The sequence below is a fragment of the Rhodococcus sp. JS3073 genome (assembly GCF_026810085.1).
GTDB classification, from domain to species: domain Bacteria; phylum Actinomycetota; class Actinomycetes; order Mycobacteriales; family Mycobacteriaceae; genus Rhodococcus_F; species Rhodococcus_F wratislaviensis.
On record NZ_CP113951.1, the window covers coordinates 5,148,990 to 5,166,247 of the forward strand.

Consider the following 17,258-nt stretch of genomic DNA (forward strand, 5'->3'; position numbering starts at 1 on the left):
GCGTGGCGGCACGGCCACATTCTTGAAACCGATCACGACGATCCCGGTCTCGACCGACCGGCATCACGGGGTGCGTATCCCAGTCGGGTTTTCGGAATGGAGGAATGGATGTCGCCGAATTGTCATGTGGTTTCTGCCCCTGCAGGTGGGAAAACGGTGGAAGGCCGTCTCGACCGGTCCCGGCTGGGGGAGGACGGCTACGTCGTCGTCCACGACGTGCCCGACCGCGCCGCCGCAGCGGAAGTGGTTGGCTCCCTGGGTGATCTGGTCCCGCAATACAACGGGCTTCTCACTCACGAGGTGACGTACCGTCCCGGCAACGACCATCGGGCGTACTCGCAGAGCGCGAACACGATTCTGGCGCACACCGAGGCCCCGGGCTGGAATCCCAGCCCGGCGTACCTGGCGCTGTTCTGCCACCGGCAGGCGCGCTGCGGCGGCGGCCACACCGATCTGCTCGACATCCGGCGGCTCGTCGACGCCCTGGAACCGGCCGAGCTCACCCTGATGACGGACGCCGAACTGACCTTCCCGGGCCCGGAGGGGGGTGTACGCACCACGATGCTGGGCGCGGACGACACCGGCCGCACCGCCCTGCGCTTCAGCTACAACCTGCTCACCGCGGCCGACTACGACCCGCACCACGACTCCGACGTCGACGACTTTCGGCTGCCGCTCGGCCGGGCCGGTCGCAGGTTGGCGCATCGCGTCAGCGACCTGTTCCACGAACTGCGCACCCGCGTGCTGATCCCCGAGAACGCACTGCTCATCTGGGACAACCAGCGGATGCTGCACGCGCGTTCGGAGTACGCCGACCGCGCCCGTCACCTCACTCGTTTCTGGGCCGGCGACCGGACTCGCGCATGATCATCGATGAATTCCACCTGCAGTGCTCGGAGGACGACGGGCTGGTGCACCTTCCCGGACTGCCGTCGTTCGACCCTGCCGACGAAGCCGAGAACGCCGTCATCAGCCGCCTCGCCGGCAACTGGCACCGACGGTCGACGGTGAAGCGTGACGAGCCCGACCTCGACGAGTTGTTCGACGCCGGCCGGGCCGACTACCCCGAGGCAATCGTGCCGTTCCGCGACCATCCGACGTGGCAGGCGATGCCCGACCCGTTGCGGTCGCGGCTGCTGAGCTGGGCCTGGATCGCGTACAACCGGCACACGGTGCTCGCCGAGCAGCGCGTCGCCAACCCGGCGTTCGCACTCGTCATGGACGGCGAATTCCCGGGTCTCGGCGGCCAGGACATGGACATCGCCCTCGCCCAGGCCATGGTCGACGAGCAGTACCACACCCTGATGCACATCAACGCGAGCGCGCTGACCAGACGTAAACGGGAGAACCTGTTCCCCGACAGCGCCTTACCCGAATCGCACACCTCGCAGGTACACCGTCGGCTGCGGGCCCATGCCGCCGAACGCTGGCAGCGCAGCCTGACCACGCTGGCCTTCGCCACGGTCTCCGAGATCTCGATCAACGCGTATCTCGATCTGCTGGCCGACGATCACGACATCCAGGTGGTCAATTCCACCACCGCAAAGCTGCACAACCGGGACGAGTACTGCCACGCATCGATTTCCGACGAGATGGCGAAGCTGGTGTACGAGGTGCTGGACCCCGTCAAACGCCGCTTCTTCCTGGACATGCTGGTTGCCGGGCTGGAGGCGTTCGTCGCCACGGACTACTCGACGTGGGAAGCGATCTTCCGGATCGAGAAGGTCACCGGATGGGAGAAGATGCTCGCCGACGTGCGCGCCGAGAAATCCGGTTCGCGGCTCGTGCGCGACTACAGCGGTCTGTACTCGCTGATGTCGGACATGAATGTTCTGGGCGACGTCGACTTCGACTGGGGTCTGGCGGTGACGGATAAATGACCCTACTCGATCTCGACACCCGCGCGGCCCTCGCTCCGCGATCGATCAGCGGCGACCGGCTCCGCAAGCTCGTCGCCGAGCGAACCGGCGACCCGGTCCTGGGGCACGAGGCCCACGTGGTGTCCCAGGTGCTGCCGTTCAAGGTCAGCAGCTACGTCATCGACGAGCTGATCGACTGGGGCCGTGCGCCGGACGACCCGATCTACCGGCTGACCTTCCCACACCGCGACATGCTCGAGCCCGAGCACTTCGCGCTGATCGAGCAGGCCGTGGCGCAGGGAGATCGGGGCACCGTCCGGCAGGCGGTCGACACGGTCCGGGCCGCACTGAACCCGCACCCGGGTGACCAGCTGAGCATGAACGTTCCGCAGCACGACGATATCGACGGTTCGGGCATGCAGCACAAGTACTCCGAGACCCTGCTGGTGTTCCCCCGCCAGGGGCAGACCTGCCACAGTTATTGCGGCTACTGCTTCCGCTGGGCCCAGTTCGTGGACACCCCGGACCTGAAGATGGCCATGTCCGGGCCGGAGGCGATGACCCGGTACCTCGACCTGCACCCCGGCATCACCGACGTGCTGTTGACCGGGGGCGACCCGCTGGTCATGCGGACCGAGTTGCTGGCCTCGTATCTGGAGCCGCTGCTCGAACCGGGGCGGGAACACGTCGAGACGATCCGGATCGGCACGAAGGCCGTCTCGTTCTGGCCGTACCGGCTGTTGGCCGGGCCGGAAGCCGACGACCTGTTGCGGCTGCTCGAGCGGCTGACCGCCGCCGGCAAGCACGTCGCGATGATGCTGCACCTGTCGCACGTCGCGGAATTGCAGACCGATGCCGCCCGGGCCGCGCTGGCCCGGCTGGCGTCGACCGGCGCGGTGCTCCGCGCTCAGGCCCCGGTGGTGCGTCACGTCAACGACGACCCGCGCACGTGGGCCGACCTCTGGCAGGCACAGGTCCGCAACCGGGTCGTGCCGTACTACATGTTCGTCGAGCGGGACACCGGTGCCCGACCGTACTTCGGTCTGCCACTGGCGCGAGCGGTCGACATCTACCGCGAAGCGCTGCAACGCGTCTCCGGACTCGGGCGGACCGCGCGGGGTCCGGTGATGTCGGCGTCCCCGGGGAAGGTCGTGGTCGACGGCGTCGTCGATCTCGACGGCGGACGTGCGTTCGCGCTGCGGTTCCTGCAGGCACGCCGGGCGGACCTGGTCGGCAAGCCGTTCTTCGCGAAATACGACGAGCACGCGCAGTGGTGGGACGACCTCCGCCCGCACGGCCCGCGTGACCGCGAATACTTCGGCGCCGGAGGCAACGCGTGAAGGTCACCGCGCACGAAATCAGCTTGACGCAACGGCATCTGTGGCGCTCTGCGCGAGAGGCGATTCCGGTGCAGCGGGGACTGGTGGTCGAGGTGGAGCAGGACGGTCTGGCCGGATTCGGCGAGGCATCCGCGTTCATGACGGACCACTACAATTCGGACCTGGACCGGATGCACGCGGATCTGCGGCGGATTGCGCCGTTGCTGATCGACCTCGGTCCCGACGACCCGGTCGCGGTGTGGCGAGCGTTGTCCGCCGAGTTGCCCGATTCGCCGTTCGTCCTGGCCGCCCTCGACACCGCGGTGCACGATCTGCGGGCACGGCTGCTCGGTGTGCCGCTGTGGCAGGCCCTCGGGCTGGAACGACCGCGGGAGTTGCGTTCCAGCTTCAGTATCGGGCTCGACGAGACCGAGGTGATGGTCCACAAACTCCGCGAACGGCCCGGGTGGTCGGCGTACAAGATCAAGCTCGCCGATCCGGGCGACCTCACCGTCGTCAAGGAACTCCGCTGCCATACGAACGCGCCGTTCTCCGTGGACGGCAACTGCGGCTGGGAGCTGTCCCGACTGCTCCCCGTCCTGCCCGGCCTGCAGGAACTCGGCGTGCAGTTGATCGAGCAGCCGTTTCCGCGCTCGGCGTGGCGAGAGGCCCGGATCCTGAAGGAGCGCAGCCCGATCCCGGTGATCGCGGACGAGAGCATCGCATCACCGCGTGATCTGGACGCCTGCACCGACGCGTTCGACGGCATCAACGTCAAGCCGATGAAGGCCGGGGGCATCACCCCGTCCGTCGCGCTGCTGCGCCGGGCCCGTGAACGCGGCCTGATCACCATGCTCGGCTGCATGCCCGAATCCGCGGCCGGGGTGTCGGCCACCGCCCACCTCGGGGGACTGGCCGACCACCTCGATGTCGACGCAGTCGACCTCCTCGCGGTGAACACCGGCCACGGGCTGACACTCGACGGCGCCGGCCGCGTCACCCTCCCGGATCGTCCCGGTTCCGGCTACCTCCCCGATCCGACCGCGCACGGCTGGCATGTTCGGCCGGTATCCGCTGCCGACGTGCGGCCGATCCGCCACACGGTGCTCCGGCCCGGTCAACCACCCGAGACCTGCGCCTACCCCGAGGACGCGCACGTCGGCACCCGGCACTTCGCCACACTCGTCGCGGGACGTCCAGTCGGCGTGGCCTCGCTGTACCACGAGGATCCACCCGAAACGCACGCCGTGCCAGGCCTTCGCCCCGGCCGCGGTTGGCGCCTCCGCGGTATGGCCACCCTCGAGGAGGTTCGCGGTACCGGTGCCGGGACAACACTTCTGCGCACCGTCCTCACGAACGCCGTGCTGGCCGGTGCAGGCGCGGTCTGGTGCAACGCCCGCACGTCCGCCGCCGGCTTCTACGTCAAGCAGGGCTTCCGGATTCTGGGCCCGGAGTTCGACATCCCGGGCATCGGCCGACACGTCTTCATGCATTGGAGTGCTTCATGATCCACCCGACACAGCGGAACAACAACTCGCTGTTCGACGAGCAGGAGGCCCGCTGGCTTGCCGCGATCGCACTCGTCGAGGCGGGAGTGCCGGAGGACGACGCCGATCTGGTGGCCGCCGCGCTCGTCGACACCTCCTTGCGCGGCATCGACACCCACGGTCTGCGGTTGCTGCCGCAATACCTGGACGAACTCGCGACGGGCGTCGCGAATGCAGCGGCGTGTCCGACCGTGGTCCGGGACCGTGGGGCCGGACTGCTGCTGGATGCGGACGGCGCACTCGGCGTGCTCGCCGGACTCGCCGCCGCCCGCCTGGCAGCCGACCGGGCCAAGGCTTTCGGCGTCGCGGCGGTGGGCGTGCGCAATTCCAACCACTTCGGCGCGGCGTCGGTCTATACCCGGCACCTGGCCGGGCAGGGGATGATCGGTATCGCAGTCACGTCCGCCGCCTCCCGGGTGGCCCCGTACGGCGGGGTCGAGCCGCTGTTCGGCACGAACCCGATCAGCGTGGCCGCGGGTACGGGGGACGACGGGCTCGCCCTCGACATGGCCACCAGCCAGGTGTGTTTCGGCGAGGTGAAGCACCGCCGGGCCGAGGGACGACCACTGAACAGCGGCTGGGCCACCGACCGCGACGGGCGGCCGACCGCGGAACCCGACGAGGCCTACGCCCTGTCGCCACTCGGCGGATACAAGGGACAGGGCCTGGCAATGGCGGTCACTCTGCTGGGCGCCGTGTTGACCGGGTCGCCGCCCGACTGGCAGCTCGAGCAAGTCGGTGAGGGAACGCCCGGTCGAAGCCGAGGGGTCGGCCACTTCGTCCTCGCTCTGGACCCCGGAGCATTCAGTGGGCATACGCAATTCGCGGCCGGGTTGGCAGACCTCCTGGGCACCGTCCGCGGGGCAACATCCGCCACCGGGTCGCCGGTGGTGGCCCCGGGTGATCCGCAACGCGCCCACGAGCGCGAACGGCGGGCACGGGGCATACCGCTGGACGCCCGGACCGCGGAAGTCTTCGCGGCGGTGGCACCGAACTTCGATGGATTCGCCGCGACCAGGAAGGAAACTTCTCGATGATTCTCGTACTGATCAGCCCGCGCGCCGCCGGGTTGCCCTTCGCCCAGTGGCTGCCGGAGAAACGTGGACGGCTGGTGGCGGTTTGCGCCGCCGGAACGGACCCGGGCGAGGGATTCGCCGAGATCGTCACGGTCACCGACTATCACGACGACGACGCTGTGCTCGGCGCCGCTCGGGAACTCGCCGGACGGCACCGGCCGAAAGCTGTGTTCGCCCTGGCCGAGGTCGACGTGGAACGGGCCGCCAGACTGCGCGGCGAACTCGGCCTGCCCGGCCTGGACTCCGCCACAGCAGGCGCCTACCGCGACAAGATCCTGATGAAGGAATTGGCGCAGGCCGCGGGGCTTCTCGTCCCGACGTTCGCGCCGGTGCGCCACCCGGCGGACATCGTCGACTTCATGGTTGAGAATCCGGGCCGCGTCGTCGTCAAACCGCGTAGTGGTTCCGGCTCCACCGGCGTGTACGTGCTCGACTCGCCGGCACAGGCGACCGGACTCACCGACATCGTCACGGCGACACCGTACGAGGTCGAGAAGTTCGTCGAGGGAGCGGTGCATCATGTGGACGCCTTCCGCGTGGCCGGAGCCCCCGTGGCCGCCGTCGCGTCCCGCTACACCGGCCAAGGGTGCCTCGAGCACTGGACCGACGCCCCGTTCGGCTCCCGGTCGGTCGACACCACCGACCCGGTCTGCGCGCGCCTCGTGGACGAGACCTGGCGGCTCGTCGATGCACTCGTCTCACCGCCCACCGTCTGCGTGCACGCCGAGTTCTTCGTCACCGCCGGCGGCGACATCGTGCTCTGTGAAGTGGCCGCGCGGATCGGCGGCGGGCCGATACCGACGATGCTGCGCCATGTCCTGGGCATCGACCCCCGGCATCTCTGGGCGCGGGTGGAATGCGGGTTGCCTACCGACCTGGACGCGGTCCGGGACCGGGTGGCGGCCGCCCCGCACGCGGCGTTCTATGGCGTGCCGCCGCGCCAGGGCCGGGTGCTGCGACTGCCGGACGCACCGCCGGGCGTGCACGACTTCACGCTGAACACCCACGTCGGGGACGAGTGGACCCCTGCCCGGTACCGCGACCGCAAGTCGGCGGACTTCCTGGCCTACTGGGTGGTGACCGACCCCGATTTCACGGCGCTGGGACATCGGCTGATCGCCACCGCGGAACAGGTGAGCGCCGGATTCGATTGGGACCGTGCCGAAAGCGAGGACGCAGCATGACCGCCACCCATGTGGACGGGATCACCGGCCACGTCCTGCCCCGCGGCGCCCGCCCCACCGCCGCCGACTTCGCGGGCATCGCCGACCCGGACATCATCTGGGAGGACGTGCGGTGGTGGCGGTTCACCGAACGCACCGACCTGCACGAGGTGCGCTACCTCGAGGTGCGTGCGGGCGGCTGCACCGTCGCGGTCGCGCCGCTGCTGTTCACGGCCCGGCCCGGGGGCCTGCTCTTCTACGACCCGCCCCGGCTGGCGGGAACCGCAGGACCGATGGCCGAACCGGAGTTGCTCGATCACCCCGATCGGCTGCGCTGGGCCGAGCTGACCGAGGCACTGCCCGGTGCCCGCGAGGATCAGTACCCGTCGGTGGCGCTCGCCATGTTCGGAAACCACCACGGTGTCGCGCACGCGCCCGGCCGTTCGCACGATCAGCGCCGCGCGGTCATGGCGGCCCTGCCCGACCTGCTCCATCAGGCCGGTGACGAACTCGGCTGCCGCAGTGAAGCATTGCTGTACGTCGGAGAGGCGGAGGCCGAGGACGTGGACGGTTCCGCGACCCGCGCCGGGTACACGGCGGCCTTGCTGGGCGCCGAGGGTGTGCAGGACCTGAGCGGACACAGCTGGGCGGAATACGTCGCGAGCCTGAGCAAACGCCGTCGCGTCCGGCTCCGCAAGGAGGTCGCGGACTACACCGAGGCCGGTCTGCGCACAGTGGTCCGCTGGGGTCCCGCGGCGATCGACGACGAGGTCGTCGCCCTCCAGGTCGCTCACCGGGCCAAGTACGGGCTACCCGGTGGCGAGGACCGCGTCCGACGCGATTTCGACGCCGTCCGTGAGGAATTGGGCGACTCCTGTGTGGTGCTCCGCGCCGAACTCGACGGTCGGCCCATGGGTTTCGTGCTCTACCTCCGCACCCCCGACACGTTGTTCGCCAGGACTGCCGGATTCGCCCCGGGTGTTCGTGGCTGCTACCTGACGCTGACCTACCACGAGACGGCGCGGTGGGCGGTGGAGCACGGCATCCGTCGCGTCCACTACGGCCTCGCCGCCTACGAGGCCAAGATCGCCCGCGGATGCCGACTGCGACCCCGCTGGGGCTGGTTCGCCTTCCGAGGCGAAGGCGCCGACAAGTATCGAGAGGCTCTGACGCTGCAATCGCGCAGCATCGAGCGGCGGCTGGATCTGGTCGGCGCACCGGCACTCCCTGTCCCTTCCCGGCGGCCTGCCGCCACCGAACCGAAAGCAGAACAATGGAACTGATCCCGACCAGTACCGTCTGGATGGACGGTGAATTCGTTGCCTGGGACGAGGCGCAGGTCCACGTGTTGACACCGAGTCTGCACTACGGATGGGGTGTCTACGAGGGCATCCGGGCCTACGCGACGGACCGAGGTCCGGCCGTGTTCCGGCTGCGCGACCACCTGCGCCGGCTGCACGACTCGGCGCGGGTATATCTGCTGGACCCCGGGTGGTCGGTGGACGAGCTCACCGAGATCTCGCTCGAACTGCTGCGCCGCACCGGCCTGGACTCCGGCTACCTGCGACCGATCGTCTACCTCGGCTACGGCTCGATGGGTGTCGCGCCCGCGTTGGACACTGCCCGGGTGGCCGTCGCGGCCTGGCCGTGGGGTTCCTACCTCGGCGAAACCGCGGACCAAGAGGGCTGCCGCCTCGTCGTCAGCAGTTGGCAACGCAACGGAGTGCACGCGGTCCCGCCGTTGGCCAAAGCGACCGGTGCCTATGTCAATTCGGCACTGGCCAAGGTCGGCGCGCTGCGCGCCGGATACGACGACGCACTGATGCTCACCTCCACCGGGCACGTCGCCGAAGCCTCCGCCGCGAATATCTTCGCCGTCCGCGACGGTGAGCTGATCACCCCGCCGGTCGGCGACAACATCCTGCCCGGTCTGACCCGGGACACCGTGATCACACTCGCCCGCGACCTGGGGATCACGGTCAGGGAGCAGAGCCTGACCCGCAGCGAGCTCTACGTCGCCGACGAGGCGTTCCTCACCGGCACGGCCGCCGAAGTCGTCCCGGTGGCGTCCGTCGACGACCGACCGGTGGCGGCGGGTGGGTGCGGCCCGATCACCAAGCAGCTGCGCGACGTGTTCCACGACGTCGTCCGCGGGCGGGAGCCCGCCTACCGCCACTGGCTGGAGTTCGCATGAGCGCCCGTTCGCTTCCCTCGGCCCCTGATCATGTCGCCGCGGTGTGGGACGCCGCGGGCCTCGGAATCCTGGAGGGCGCCGTCACCGGATTCGCGAGCGCGGCAGACCTGCTCGACGGCAGTGCGTGGGCGAATGCGCGGCGCGAGGAGATTGCCGACCGGGTGGTCGACGTGATGGCCGTCCGGGCCTGGCACGCCCTTCCGCAGCTGTCGCACGGTCGCGCACGGAGGGTGGCCCGGCGCTGCATCGCGTACTCGGTTGCAGCGGACACCGTCCGCGCCGACGGGAGCGGCACCGCCCGGGCCGACTGCTGGACCCTGACCACCCACGCGTTGGAACTGCTGACGATTCGCGAACACTTCGACGCGGCGGCCCATCGGTCCAGGGAGCTTCTCGGAGCGGCGCCCCAGGGGAGGTTGCTCGCGGCCTGGCAGATGGTGGACGACGCGCTCGGAGCCCTGGGCACCACCCGCCACGAATGGGTCGGTGCAGACCCCGCGACCGTCGCCGCCGCCGGGTGTGTTCTGGTCGACCGGATGAGCAGACTCCTCATCGCGGCAGCGCTGGTCGCGCAGTCCGCCGCGGCCGAGTCGTCCAGGGCCACCGAACTACTCGTCAACGCGGCCCGCCGGTACGCCTGGAACCACCTGCGGCGACCGGCGCCCGAAGCGGCGACACCCACCCACGTACAGCGGTCCGCCGATCTCGTGCACGCGTTCCTGACGCCGGGGAGCATCCCGTGAACACCCGCCTCCGGCGGCTCGGGGATGCGCTGCTCCCCGACAGCCCGGCCGGTCGCACGCTCGCCGTCGGCGCAGGCATCGACTCGCTGGGCACCGGGATGTTCTTCGCGTCCTTCGCTCTGTACTTCATCGGCGTGGTCGGCCTCAGCGCGAACCAGATCGCCCTCGCGACGACGATCGCGGGTGCGCTCGCGCTGCTCGCCCCGGTACCGCTGGGCAGGCTGGCCGACCGGGTGGGGCCCGGCCGGTTCTACGTGGCACTCCTGCTGGTGCGCGGCATCGGCTACGGATGCTTCGCGCTCGTATCCGATTTCACCGCCTACCTCGTGCTCACCGTGCTGCTCACCGCGGCCGACCGGGCGAGCAGCCCGATCCAGCAGGCGGTGGTGACCGCGGTGATCGGTGGCCGCGACCGGACTCGGACGATGGCCACCATCCGCGCCATCCGCAACGTCGGTCTCACCGCGGGGTTCCTGCTTGCGGGTGTCGTGTTCGTGACCGGCACCCCCGCCGCGTTCACGGCGCTGTTCCTGGGCAACGGAATCTCCTTCGTGGTCATCGCGTTCGCCGTGCGGCTCGTACTCCGGAGGACGGGAACGGTCGTGCAACGCACGCCTCGCCCCGACGGTCCCGAGCAGACCGAAACCGGGGTTCGCTCACCGTTCCGCGACCGGTGGTTCATGGTCTTCACCGTCGGCAACGGTGTCCTGTCGCTGTACGACACCGTGCTGATCGTTCTGCTCCCGATCTGGGTCATCGAGTACACGTCGGTGCCGCTCGCGTGGGTGCCGGTGCTCATGGCGGTCAACACCGTGCTCACGGTGGTCCTGCAGGTCTACGTCGCCCGGTTCGCGGAGGGCGCGGCCGCGGCGGTGCGGCTCCTGACGTGGACCGGGGGACTGATGGCCTTCTGCTGCGGTGCACTCGCGGTCGGCCAGATGGCCGCCACCACAGTGGCGATCGCCGCCGTTGTCGTTGCAGTCGTGGCGCTGTCGATCGCCGAGAACATCCACTCCGTGGCCGCCTGGGAGCTGTCGGCCGAGCTGTCCCCGCAGCCGGCCGTCGCCCGCTACCTCGGCGCGTTCAGCCTCGGCATGACCGGCCAGAAGGTGCTCGGCCCCACAATTCTGGTCGTCGTCCTGTTGCCTGCCGGGGTCCTGGCCTGGCCCGTCCTGGCCGGGACGTTCGGGGCCGCGGCACTGGTCTCCCGGACGGCGGCGCATCGCAGTCTCGCGGAACGCGCACGGACGAAGGAACTCCCGGCCGTCGACCTTCCTGCACTGTCTCCCTTCTCGACACTCGAGGTGAAGAAATGACCGAACACGTCCTCGTCGTCGGCAGCGGCCGCGACCTCCCGGGCCGGGTCCGTGACGCCCTCCCCGGCACACAGACCTCGGTGATCTGCCGACTGGAATTCGTCGCCAAGCTTCGCCGCCTGACGGAGCATGCGCGGGTCATCGCCGTGCGCCACGATGCGCCGGACGAGGAATGGATCGCGCTGGCCGCCGCCGCACATGCGCAGCATCCGTTCACCCGGATCGCCACGTTCGGCGAACGCGACCAGGACCGCTGCGCCTCGATCGGGGAGGCCCTCGGCCTTGCCACCCACTCGCGCCGCACGGTGACGTCCGTTCACGACAAGAACGCCATGCGGGCCGCGCTTCGCGAGTCGGGTGTCGACGCCACCGCCTCCGCGGTCGTCGCCGATGTGGATGCGTTGCGCGCCTTCGCGTCCGAACACGGATTACCCTGCGTCGTCAAACCCGTGTGCGGCGCGGGCAGTGCCGGGGTGGCCATCGTTCGGGAGCACAGCGCACTGGCCGCGGCGTTCGCGCGCGCCGGGGGCGACTTCGACGGACTGACCGACAGCGGCGTGCTGGTGGAGCAGTTCCACGAAGGCCCGCAATTCAGCGTGGAGGCCCTGTCGGAATGCGGCGAACACCAGATCGTCGCCGTCACCCGCAAGTTCTCCGACCCCGCCAACTTCGTCGAACTCGGGCACGTCGCACCGGCCGCCCTCTCCGCGGAACAGGAAGAACGGATCCATACGTACGTGACGAGGGTGCTCGACGCCGTCGGCGTGGAGTTCGGTGCAACCCACACCGAGATCGTGCTCACCCCAACCGGCCCCAGGGTGATCGAAACCCATGTGCGGATGGGCGGCGACGAGATTCCGTCCCTGGCCTTCGATGCCACCGGTGTGGACCTCGCCGAATGCGTCGTGCGGCAGACCGTCGGGGAGAAGGTCCTACCCGGGATCCGGGCCGTCCTCGCCGAGGAGCGGCCGGGCCGCTGTTCCGCGATCTGGTTCGCCGCCGCACCGGTCGCGGGCGTCCTCGTCGACGTGGGCGGTGTCGACGACGCACGGAAGGTCGACGGCGTGACCGACGTGCAACTCCTGGTCCGCCCGGGCGGCGCGGTCAGCGTCCTGGAGTCGTCCGATTCGCGTGTCGCGTACGCCCGCGCCGTCGGGGACACCGCCGAGCAGGCCCTCGACTCCGCCCGGGAGGCCGTGGCGCGTCTCGAGTTTCAGGTGCGCGTGGCCGCCGCGAGCACGGTGACGGTGTGACCCTGCAGATGTCCTACCGAGTCACAGTCCGACAGCGGTTTCGAGGAGATCGAGTTCGGCGTCGAGCTGATCGAGCATGGGGTGCAGATCCGGGACGGTGCGGCGGCAGCCGGTGAGGCCGAAGACGATCTGGTCGTCGCTGCTGGTGCAGGTGATGTTGAGTGCCTGCCCGGTGGTGGGGATGGAGAGCGGGTAGAGGGATTCGAGTCGGGCCCCGTTCCAGTACAACGGGGTTCGGGGGCCGGCAACGTTGGAGATGACGACGTTGAACGGGGGCCGCAGCGGGCCGCGCCGGCCGAGGAACATCTCGACTCCGAGTGGGGCGGCGCCGAGAGCGCTCATCGCGAGGACCTGGGCCGGGCTCATCGCCTGGAGGGCGGCCTTGCCCTCGTTCATGCAGTTGCGCACGGTCTCGAGGCGGTGCGCGGGGTCGGGGAGGTGGGTGGCCAGGTTGCACATGAGCACTCCCACCCGGTTGCCTCCGGCCCCGGTGTTCGGTGCGCGGAGGGAGACGGGGACCATCGCGATCAGGGGATTGTCCGGCAACGCATCGCGGGTGTGCAGGTAGGCCCGGAGGGTGCCCGCGCACATCGTGAGCACGATGTCGTTGATGGTGGCGTCGGCGTGCTTGGCCAGCAGGCGGATCCGTTCGAGGGGGAAGGACCGGGCGGCGACGTGCCGGGCTCCGCTGATCGGCACGTTGAAAAGGGTGTGCGGTGCGGTCAGCGACACCGCACCACCCTTGCCGTGCAGGGCACGATCCACGGTGCCGACCGCTGCGGGCAGCAGTCCGGCCACCTCGCCGACCGCGGCGCGGGCAGCGTCCCACGCCATCGCGGGCAGTGCCGAGCCGAGCCCTCCCGAAACCGCGACGCCCGCGTCCGGGACGGCCGACAGCGGGTTGCGGGGCTGCCAGGGGGTGGGCATGTTCCGGCGGTGGGGGTCCTCGCTCATGCTGTCGCGGAGCAGTCTCATCGCGGACGCACCGTCGGCGAGTGCGTGGTGGATCTTGGTGTAGATCGCGTAGCGGCCGTCGGCGAGTCCCTCGATCAGGTGCATCTCCCACAGGGGACGGCTGCGGTCGAGCAGGGTGCCGTGCAGCCTCGACACCAGGGTCATCAGTTCGGCCATCCCGCCCGGCTGCGGCAGGGCGTCCCGGCGCACGTGATGTTCCAGGTCGACCTCGTGGTGCGGGAGGGTGTCCCAGCCCCACTGGCCGAGTGACGTCACCGAACGGCGGGCCCGCTTGCGGAACGGCGCCGCCACCTGGTCACCGACCAGCGCGGCATCGAACATCGCACGCACATCGGCCGCCGACGCCCCCTCGGGCGGCGTGAACACTGCCAGGCCGCCGACGTGCATCGGATGCTCGCGGGACTCGCCGAGCAGAAACAGTGAATCGGTCGGTGCCATCGGCAACAGCATGTGGTGTCCTTACCGTTCCCGAACCCGGATCCACCTGCGCGGATCCGCTCCCCCCGGAACTGTTGTTCATGTCTGTGTAGTGGTGTCGCAAGGTAACGTTTAGATGTGGTTCATGTCACAAACCGGTCTCGCTGTTTGTAGTTCTACAGCACAATCACGCTTTCCGCCACATGCGCGAATGCCAACAGGACGAATGCCGACGAGCCCACGGGTTGCAGTTCCTGGCGAAAGGCACGTTGTACCGCTTCGGGTTCGTCGCCGCGGCCGAGAACCCCACCAAGTCCGAGCCCCCTTATCGATAGCCCCAACGCCCGACGCATGGTTCGTACCTCCTGACCGAGCGGGCGGAAAATCTCCGGATGCAGTCGAGAACCACCTGCGCAACACTCCCGTCTCCCGGTCTTGTCGAAACAGCTAGTGGAGATGAGCAGAACGTGTGGACAAAGCACCCCGTGGTGCTGCAGTTGCCTCGAATAGTGCGGATCGGCAGTATGTGGGGCGGTGTCTGCTGCTCAGACCGGTGAGCTACCGCGCGTTGTGGGTGCTGCCCAGGGTGACCGACGGCGCGGATACACGGACGAAAGCGCACGGACGAGGTGTGGGTCGCAGCGCGCATCCTGGACTGCCGCCCATAGCCTGTCGACGAACTGGTGCTCGGCGATTCCGAAAGTCTGGAAGACCAGCTCTGCAGGAACTCCTCCGTAGGGAATCCACATCCGAGCGAGGGTGATGAGTTCGCGCGCTTCGCGAGGTAGGTCTTGACCGCAACTCATCGTGCGTCTCCCGTTGTGTATCCGCCGGCGTTTCTCATGTCGATTCTGTCAAGGGCGTGGACCGGTCTGCTGGGCTCAGGCGAGGACGCCGGACTCGTCATCTCAGCCCAGAACTCGAGCTCCCGCGCGGGAGCGCGAGTGTGCGCGAGAACGCGGAAGACTGCCGTAATTCCTTGCATAATAAAGTGTGTCATTGCACCCTCGTTGATTCATCGGCCACACACGCCCAGAGATCATGCGGTGACAACGGACCACAGGTTCTGTCGGCCTGCCGTGATGGACGCGGTTGTGAGCATGTCGTCCCAGTGGTGGAGGGAGCCGAACTCGGAGCGCCACGCGAGGGCAGGTTGGGTGAACTCGTGCAGGCGGTGCTCGCGGGTGGTGCCGATCGCTCCGTGCACCTGGTGGGCATTACGGACGACGATGGAGGCGGCGTGCCCGGCGCAGGAACGGGCAACGGCGACAAGGACGTCGAGGTTCGGTGCGGACCAGTCGGTGCGGACGGCTTCGTTCAGGGCGGCTTCGGTGGCGGCCCGGGCGAGTGCGGCTTCGGCGGCGATATCGGCGACGAGGTTTTGTATGGCCTGAAACTTCGCGAGCGGTCGCCCGAACTGGGTGCGTTCGGTGGTGTGCGTGATTGAGAGGTCGAGGATGCGGTCGAGGGCGGCGCTCGTCTGCACGGCTCGGATCAGTGCGCCGCGCAGGAGTAGTTGGTCAACGACCGCGTCAGCTACCGGAGTGCCTGAGTGGGCGCTGTCGATGGTGACGGTGTCCCTGGGTTCGCCGGCGATGTTGGCGTCAGGCGTGATGGTGAGCATGTTCGTCTCGATGTCGGCGACAACGTACGTGTGGGTGTCGCGCCAGACCGTGACGATCTTGTCGGATTGGGCGGCCCAGGGCACCCGGTGGGCAGTTCCGGTGTGATCGAGCAGGCAGACGGTGCGGCGGGCGTCGTCTGCGGGAAGCGCGGCGGTATCGAGCAGCCAGCCGGCGAGCAGGTCGTGTTCGGCCAGCGGGATTCGGACGCCGTTGGTTGTGGCGGCGCGGAGCAGTTCCGCGGCTTCGAGCCATCCGGCTCCGCTGCCGCCGGATTCCTCTGATCCGGTGAGGCGGGTTAGGCCGAGATCGGTGAGGTGGGACCAGAGGATTGGGTCCCACGTAGCGGTACCGGCGTCAGGTTCCTTCTGGTCGCGGTAAGCGACGAAGACCGCAGACATCATTGCCACAAGATCGGGGTCGACAGTGGTTGGTGTCGTCATCAGCGCATTCCCAATCCCCGCGCGATCACGCCGCGCAGAACTTCGTTGGTGCCGCCACGAAGGGTGAATCCGGGGCGTTGGGCGGCGGCGTCATCGATCATTGCCCGGTAGCGGCGGGGGGTCGGACCGGCGTCACCGGTGATGACGTCGGCAAAATCGGCGATGTCGCCTTCGGTGGTGGTTCCGAGGACTTTGACGACGGCCGCGGCGACGTCGGCGGGTTCGTGGCGTCCGAGGGCTCCGGCGACCGCGGTGGACATCTGGTGCAGCCCCATTGTTCGGGCGAGATACCGGCCTAGGTCGGGGTGTCGGGGTACTGCCCCTGTCCGCATCTGTTCGGCGGTGTCGGCGAGGAGAGGAAATGTGGACAGGAAGCGTTCGGGTCCGCTGCGTTCGAAGCTCAGTTCCGAGGTGACCTGCTGCCAGCCGCTGCCGATGGTGCCGAAGACCATGTCGTCGGCGACGAAGACGTCGTTGAGGATGACTTCGTTGAAATGGTGCCCACCGTGCATCGAGACGATGGGTCGGATGTCGACGCGCGGGGACCGCAGATCGACGATGAACTGGCTCAGTCCGTCGTGCCGATGTGCGGGGTCGACGGGGGTCGTGCGGGCGAGGCAGATGAATGCGTGGGCATGGTGGGCGCCGGACGTCCAGACCTTGGTGCCGCTGAGGACCCAGCCGTCGTCGACGCGGGTGGCTTTGGTGCGGACGCTGGCGAGGTCGGATCCGGAGTCGGGTTCACTCATGCCGATGGCGAAGTAGCACTCGCCACGGGCGATCTCGGGTAGATACTTCCGTTTTTGAAATTCGTTGCCGTACAAAAGGAGTGACGGTGCAATCTGGCGGTCGGCGATCCAGTGCGCGGCGACCGGGGCGCCTGCAGCGAGGAGTTCCTCGGTGACGACGAAACGTTCGAGGTGGCTGCAACCGCGGCCACCGTACTCGATTGGGATCGTCATGCCGACCCATCCCCGGTCGGCGAGTGCGCGCGAGAAGTCCTCGTGCCAGCCGGTGAGCCAGCTGTCGATCCGCGGAGTGATGCGCCCATCAGCGAACTGAGCGTCGACGAATTGCCGGACTTCGGCGCGTAAGTCGTCCATGTCGTGTGGGTCCGACGCGATGGGCGGAACCAGTCGCGGATCTCTCATTGGAGAATCCCTTCGGTTGTGGCTGAGTCGGTTTCGGGTGTTGCGTCGACGTTGGGTCCCGGTGCCTGCATGTCCGTCTGCAAACCGGTTGGAATGTTGGTCGATGTTGACCGCCGCATGTCTTGATTACGCACTATGGCAAAAGTGGGCGATATACGCAATGCTGGTGGCTAATTCGGT

Annotated in this window: 14 protein-coding genes; 11 read left to right on the forward strand and 3 right to left on the reverse strand. The window is 68.6% G+C overall.

What is annotated here, in order from left to right:
• The first annotated feature begins 108 nt into the window (after positions 1 to 108).
• From OYT95_RS23235 to OYT95_RS23285, 11 genes are read left to right on the forward strand one after another with little or no spacing between them, the layout of a single operon-like run.
• Complete coding sequence (locus OYT95_RS23235) at positions 109 to 867, forward strand: TauD/TfdA family dioxygenase (RefSeq protein WP_328286509.1); 759 nt, start codon at positions 109 to 111, stop codon at positions 865 to 867.
• Positions 864 to 1,880, forward strand: a complete 1,017-nt coding sequence (locus OYT95_RS23240) for an AurF N-oxygenase family protein (RefSeq protein ID WP_268789216.1) — start codon at positions 864 to 866, stop codon at positions 1,878 to 1,880. Before OYT95_RS23235 ends, OYT95_RS23240 begins: the two co-directional genes overlap by 4 nt.
• Positions 1,877 to 3,199, forward strand: coding sequence for a KamA family radical SAM protein (locus tag OYT95_RS23245; protein ID WP_268789217.1), 1,323 nt, complete (start codon positions 1,877 to 1,879; stop codon positions 3,197 to 3,199). Before OYT95_RS23240 ends, OYT95_RS23245 begins: the two co-directional genes overlap by 4 nt.
• Entirely contained in the window at positions 3,196 to 4,686 is a 1,491-nt protein-coding gene (locus tag OYT95_RS23250) for a GNAT family N-acetyltransferase (protein ID WP_268789218.1), read from the forward strand. Before OYT95_RS23245 ends, OYT95_RS23250 begins: the two co-directional genes overlap by 4 nt.
• Positions 4,683 to 5,762: an Ldh family oxidoreductase gene (locus tag OYT95_RS23255; protein WP_268789219.1), complete on the forward strand. Its 1,080-nt coding sequence runs from the start codon at positions 4,683 to 4,685 to the stop codon at positions 5,760 to 5,762. The genes OYT95_RS23250 and OYT95_RS23255 overlap by 4 nt, the downstream gene beginning before the upstream one ends.
• Complete coding sequence (locus OYT95_RS23260) at positions 5,759 to 6,985, forward strand: ATP-grasp domain-containing protein (RefSeq protein WP_037229853.1); 1,227 nt, start codon at positions 5,759 to 5,761, stop codon at positions 6,983 to 6,985. The genes OYT95_RS23255 and OYT95_RS23260 overlap by 4 nt, the downstream gene beginning before the upstream one ends.
• Positions 6,982 to 8,247, forward strand: coding sequence for a GNAT family N-acetyltransferase (locus OYT95_RS23265; protein WP_268789220.1), 1,266 nt, complete (start codon positions 6,982 to 6,984; stop codon positions 8,245 to 8,247). The genes OYT95_RS23260 and OYT95_RS23265 overlap by 4 nt, the downstream gene beginning before the upstream one ends.
• A complete protein-coding gene (locus OYT95_RS23270) occupies positions 8,238 to 9,158 on the forward strand; it encodes a branched-chain amino acid transaminase (protein WP_268789221.1) in 921 nt (306 codons plus the stop codon). The genes OYT95_RS23265 and OYT95_RS23270 overlap by 10 nt, the downstream gene beginning before the upstream one ends.
• Positions 9,155 to 9,901: a hypothetical protein gene (locus OYT95_RS23275; protein ID WP_128641004.1), complete on the forward strand. Its 747-nt coding sequence runs from the start codon at positions 9,155 to 9,157 to the stop codon at positions 9,899 to 9,901. The genes OYT95_RS23270 and OYT95_RS23275 overlap by 4 nt, the downstream gene beginning before the upstream one ends.
• A complete protein-coding gene (locus tag OYT95_RS23280) occupies positions 9,898 to 11,217 on the forward strand; it encodes an MFS transporter (RefSeq protein WP_268789222.1) in 1,320 nt (439 codons plus the stop codon). Before OYT95_RS23275 ends, OYT95_RS23280 begins: the two co-directional genes overlap by 4 nt.
• The gene (locus OYT95_RS23285) at positions 11,214 to 12,470 is read left to right on the forward strand and encodes an ATP-grasp domain-containing protein (protein WP_268789223.1); all 1,257 of its coding nucleotides are present in this window, start codon (positions 11,214 to 11,216) and stop codon (positions 12,468 to 12,470) included. Before OYT95_RS23280 ends, OYT95_RS23285 begins: the two co-directional genes overlap by 4 nt.
• Positions 12,471 to 12,491: 21 nt before the next feature.
• Here the strand turns inward: OYT95_RS23285 and OYT95_RS23290 are convergent, their stop codons facing one another.
• From OYT95_RS23290 to OYT95_RS23300, 3 genes are all read right to left on the reverse strand, one after another.
• Positions 12,492 to 13,895, reverse strand: coding sequence for a WS/DGAT/MGAT family O-acyltransferase (locus tag OYT95_RS23290; protein WP_268789224.1), 1,404 nt, complete (start codon positions 13,893 to 13,895; stop codon positions 12,492 to 12,494).
• Positions 13,896 to 14,901: 1,006 nt separating this feature from the next.
• Positions 14,902 to 15,927 carry an acyl-CoA dehydrogenase family protein gene (locus OYT95_RS23295; protein ID WP_128641007.1) on the reverse strand — a complete coding sequence of 342 codons (1,026 nt, stop codon included), beginning with the start codon at positions 15,925 to 15,927 and terminating at the stop codon, positions 14,902 to 14,904.
• Positions 15,927 to 17,078, reverse strand: a complete 1,152-nt coding sequence (locus tag OYT95_RS23300; protein WP_128641008.1) for an acyl-CoA dehydrogenase family protein — start codon at positions 17,076 to 17,078, stop codon at positions 15,927 to 15,929. The genes OYT95_RS23295 and OYT95_RS23300 overlap by 1 nt, the downstream gene beginning before the upstream one ends.
• Positions 17,079 to 17,258 lie beyond the last annotated feature (180 nt).

Excerpts from the sequence above, each read along its gene's own strand:
- OYT95_RS23235 (WP_328286509.1), top strand. The coding sequence starts at position 109 with ATGTCGCCGAATTGTCATGTGGTTTCTGCCCCTGCAGGTGGGAAAACG.
- OYT95_RS23240 (WP_268789216.1), top strand. The coding sequence starts at position 864 with ATGATCATCGATGAATTCCACCTGCAGTGCTCGGAGGACGACGGGCTG.
- OYT95_RS23245 (WP_268789217.1), top strand. The coding sequence starts at position 1,877 with ATGACCCTACTCGATCTCGACACCCGCGCGGCCCTCGCTCCGCGATCG.
- OYT95_RS23255 (WP_268789219.1), top strand. The coding sequence starts at position 4,683 with ATGATCCACCCGACACAGCGGAACAACAACTCGCTGTTCGACGAGCAG.
- OYT95_RS23260 (WP_037229853.1), top strand. The coding sequence starts at position 5,759 with ATGATTCTCGTACTGATCAGCCCGCGCGCCGCCGGGTTGCCCTTCGCC.
- OYT95_RS23265 (WP_268789220.1), top strand. The coding sequence starts at position 6,982 with ATGACCGCCACCCATGTGGACGGGATCACCGGCCACGTCCTGCCCCGC.
- OYT95_RS23270 (WP_268789221.1), top strand. The coding sequence starts at position 8,238 with ATGGAACTGATCCCGACCAGTACCGTCTGGATGGACGGTGAATTCGTT.
- OYT95_RS23275 (WP_128641004.1), top strand. The coding sequence starts at position 9,155 with ATGAGCGCCCGTTCGCTTCCCTCGGCCCCTGATCATGTCGCCGCGGTG.
- OYT95_RS23285 (WP_268789223.1), top strand. The coding sequence starts at position 11,214 with ATGACCGAACACGTCCTCGTCGTCGGCAGCGGCCGCGACCTCCCGGGC.
- OYT95_RS23290 (WP_268789224.1), bottom strand. The coding sequence starts at position 13,895 with ATGCTGTTGCCGATGGCACCGACCGATTCACTGTTTCTGCTCGGCGAG.
- OYT95_RS23295 (WP_128641007.1), bottom strand. The coding sequence starts at position 15,927 with ATGACGACACCAACCACTGTCGACCCCGATCTTGTGGCAATGATGTCT.
- OYT95_RS23300 (WP_128641008.1), bottom strand. The coding sequence starts at position 17,078 with ATGAGAGATCCGCGACTGGTTCCGCCCATCGCGTCGGACCCACACGAC.